Below are 3,587 nucleotides of genomic sequence, written 5' to 3' on the forward strand. Positions count from 1 at the left end.
TTCGTCGGCCTTCACGGTCGCATCGAGCAGGTCGAGGTTCGCATCGGCGACGCGCAGGTCGATGACCGTCGTCGCGAGCGTCACCTGCTCGGCCAGCGCGGCGTTCGCGTCGGTCGCGGCGCTCGCGAAGCGGCGCGCGAAACAGCAGCCGGATGGGCTCGCGGTCGTCGACCTCGATGCGGGGCGCGCCGCGCTGCGCCATCGCGGCGAGCCGTCGGCCGTGGCAATCCGCTGAACGGCGGGCGGCCGTCGTTTGCAGATACGGCGGCACCCGGTGCGGCGGTGGCGCGCATTTGTCCGCCCGGCAGCGAGACCGTTAGTTGCACATCAACCTCCCGGCGGCCCGCGGTGGCAGTCGGGCACGGCCCCCGCGGACACGTGAAGCCGGCCCACTTGTCAGCCACTTCCCGCTCGCCAGGCACCCGCACGTCCACCTTGCCTTTTTCGCGTTTTGTTTAGTATTTTTAGTAACGGTGTTTTCGCAGATTAGCGCTTAAAAACCGGGAATTCGCGGGTATTCCCCGGCTATCCGGCCCGAATTCCGCGATATGTTTTACTATACAATCGCTTTCACCCTAAACAAACCGGACCCCGAACGATGGGTACGACCATTCGCGATGTGGCGCGGGCGGCAGAGGTCTCGATCGGCACCGTCTCCCGCGCGCTGAAAAACCAGCCGGGCCTGTCCGAAGCGACGCGGGCGCGCATCGTCGAGATCGCGCAGCGGCTCGGCTACGATCCCGCGCAACTGCGGCCGCGCATCCGCCGGCTCACCTTCCTGCTGCACCGCCAGCACAACCGCTTTCCGGCCAGCCCGTTCTTCTCGCACGTGCTGCACGGCGTCGAGGACGCGTGCCGCGAGCGCGGCATCGTGCCGACGCTGCTCACGGTCGGGCCGAACGACGACGTGCTGCGCCAGATGCGCCCGCACGCGCCCGACGCGATCGCGGTGGCCGGCTTCATCGAGCCCGAGACGATCGAAGCGCTCGCCGCGACCGGCCGGCCGCTCGTGCTGATCGACCTGTGGGCGCCCGGGCTGCGTTCGGTGAACATCGACAACGCGACGGGCGCGGCGCTCGCGATGCGCCATCTGCTCGCCACCGGCCGCACGCGGATCGCGTTCATCGGCGGCTCGCCCGCGCACTACAGCATTGCGCAGCGCGCGATCGGCTACCGCCGCGCGTTCTTCGAGGCCGGGCGGCTGTTCGACCCCGCGTACGAAGTGACGATCGACGCGGGGCTCGATCCCGACACCGGCGCCTCGCGAGCGATGGAGCAGTTGCTCGACGCGCCGGGCCCGCGCCCGGAAGCCGTCTTCGCGTACAACGACGCGGCCGCGCTCGCCGCGCAGCGCGTGTGCACCGCGCGCGGGCTGCGCATTCCCGACGACATCGCGATCGTCGGCTTCGACAACATCCCGGCCGCCGCGCACGCAAGCCCGCCGCTCACGACGCTCGCGGTCGACAAGGAGGCGCTCGGCCGCCGCGGCGTCGAGCTGCTGCTCGCGGATGCGCCCGAGCGCACCGAGATTTCCTTGCCCGTCGAGCTGATCGTGCGGGCCAGCAGCCAGCCCGCCGGCTCCCCGGCACTCGATACCGCCACGGTCACCGAATCATGAACATGCCCCCGGTCCAACCCTGCACGGCCGCGCCGGCCGCCCACACGCAAGCCGCGCCGTTCGTCGCGAGTTTCCGCGATCCGTCGTTCCTGTTGTCGCACATCGAGGACACGCTGCGCTTCTACGCCACGAACGCGTTCGACCCGACGGGCGGCTTCTACCACTACTTCCGCGACGACGGCAGCATCTACAACCGCACGTCGCGCCATCTCGTCAGCAGTTGCCGGTTCGTCTTCAACTACGCGATGGCGTACCGGCATTTCGGCGATCCGCGCCACCTGGAATACGCGCGCCACGGGCTGCGCTTCCTGCGCGACGCGCACTGGGACGACGAACTGCAGGGCTACGACTGGGAACTCGACTGGCGTGACGGCGCGAAACGCGCGACGCTCGACGGCACGCGCCACTGCTACGGGCTCGCGTTCGTACTGCTCGCGGCCTCGCACGCGACGATGGCCGGCCTCGACGAGGCCCGCCCGCTGATCGCGGCCACCTTCGAGCTCGCCGAGCACCGCTTCTGGGATGCGGCCGCGGGCCTCTATGCGGACGATGCGACGCCGAACTGGATCGTGTCGTCGTACCGCGGCCAGAACGCCAACATGCACATGACGGAGGCGCTGCTCGCCGCGTACGAAGCGACCGGCCACCTCACATACCTCGATCGCGCGGAAAAGCTCGCGAGCCACATCACGCAGCGCCAGGCCGCACTGTCGGGCGGGCTCGTGTGGGAGCACTACCATGCGGACTGGTCGGTCGACTGGGACTACAACAAGGAAGACAGCTCGAACATCTTCCGTCCGTGGGGCTTCCAGCCGGGGCACCAGACCGAATGGGCAAAGCTGCTGCTGATCCTGGAGCGGCACCGCCCGCTCGACTGGCTCGTGCCGCGCGCGGCCGAGCTGTTCGATGCCGCGCTCACGCACGCGTGGGACGCCGATCACGGCGGCCTGTACTACGGCTTCGGCCCCGACTTCACGATCTGCGACCACAACAAGTATTTCTGGGTGCAGGCGGAAACCTTCGCGGCGGCTGCAATGCTCGGCGCGCGCACCGGCAGCGAGCGTTTCTGGGACTGGTACGACGAGATCTGGCGCTATAGCTGGGCGCACTTCGTCGATCACCGCTACGGCGCGTGGTACCGCATCCTCACCTGCGACAACCGCAAGTACAGCGACGAGAAGAGCCCGGCCGGAAAGACCGACTATCACACGATGGGCGCGTGCTACGACGTGCTCGCGACCCTCGCGCGCGCGCAGCGCAGCGAGCCGACGCAATGAGTGGCGGCACGTTTCCGGCTTTCGTGTCGGCGGGCGACATCCTGACCGACATGGTGCGTGCGGGCGACGCGCAATGGACCTCGGTGCCGGGTGGCGCCGGCTGGAACGTCGCGCGCGCGGTTGCGCGGCTCGGTGTGCCGAGCGCGCTCGCGGGCTCGATCGGCGAAGACTGCTTCTCCGACGTGCTGTGGCGCACGAGCGAAGCGGCCGGGCTCGACCTGCGCTTCCTGCAGCGCGTCGCGCGGCCGCCGCTGCTCGCCATCGTCCACGAGACCCGCCCGCCCGCGTACTTCTTCATCGGCGAAGCGAGCGCCGACCTCGCGTTCGATCCGGCGCAACTGCCGGCCAGCTGGACCGACCACGTGAAATGGGCGCATTTCGGCTGCATCAGCCTCGTGCGCGAGCCGCTCGCCGGCACGCTGGCCGCGCTCGCGGCCGACCTGCATGCGCGCGGCGTGAAGATCAGCTTCGACCCGAACGTCCGGAACCTGATGACGGCCGCGTTCCGGCCGATGCTCGCGAAGATGGCCGCGCTCGCCGACCTGATCAAGGTGTCCGACGAGGACCTGCGGCACCTGTTCGGCGGCGACGGCCCCGACGCGATCAGCGCAGTGCGCGCGCTGAACCCGCGCGCGGCCGTGCTCGTCACGCGCGGCGCGCAGGCGGCGACGCTCTACGCGGACGGCGACGTG

Annotated in this window: 4 protein-coding genes; all 4 read left to right on the forward strand. The window is 69.6% G+C overall.

The features are described from left to right. The coding region (locus G3O00_RS41160; protein ID WP_206146433.1) for a hypothetical protein at positions 1 to 235 on the forward strand (235 nt) is incomplete at its 5' end. Positions 236 to 598: 363 nt separating this feature from the next. After that, positions 599 to 1,618: a LacI family DNA-binding transcriptional regulator gene (locus G3O00_RS41165; protein WP_174935792.1), complete on the forward strand. Its 1,020-nt coding sequence runs from the start codon at positions 599 to 601 to the stop codon at positions 1,616 to 1,618. Further along, entirely contained in the window at positions 1,615 to 2,895 is a 1,281-nt protein-coding gene (locus G3O00_RS41170; RefSeq protein ID WP_206146431.1) for an AGE family epimerase/isomerase, read from the forward strand. The genes G3O00_RS41165 and G3O00_RS41170 overlap by 4 nt, the downstream gene beginning before the upstream one ends. Beyond that, positions 2,892 to 3,587, forward strand: a 696-nt coding sequence (locus G3O00_RS41175; RefSeq protein WP_206146432.1) for a carbohydrate kinase, incomplete at its 3' end; no start/stop codon positions are given. The genes G3O00_RS41170 and G3O00_RS41175, both read left to right, overlap by 4 nt.

The organism is Burkholderia sp. Ac-20384 (assembly GCF_017104605.1).
GTDB classification, from domain to species: domain Bacteria; phylum Pseudomonadota; class Gammaproteobacteria; order Burkholderiales; family Burkholderiaceae; genus Burkholderia; species Burkholderia lata.

Excerpts from the sequence above, each read along its gene's own strand:
- G3O00_RS41165 (WP_174935792.1), top strand. The coding sequence starts at position 599 with ATGGGTACGACCATTCGCGATGTGGCGCGGGCGGCAGAGGTCTCGATC.
- G3O00_RS41170 (WP_206146431.1), top strand. The coding sequence starts at position 1,615 with ATGAACATGCCCCCGGTCCAACCCTGCACGGCCGCGCCGGCCGCCCAC.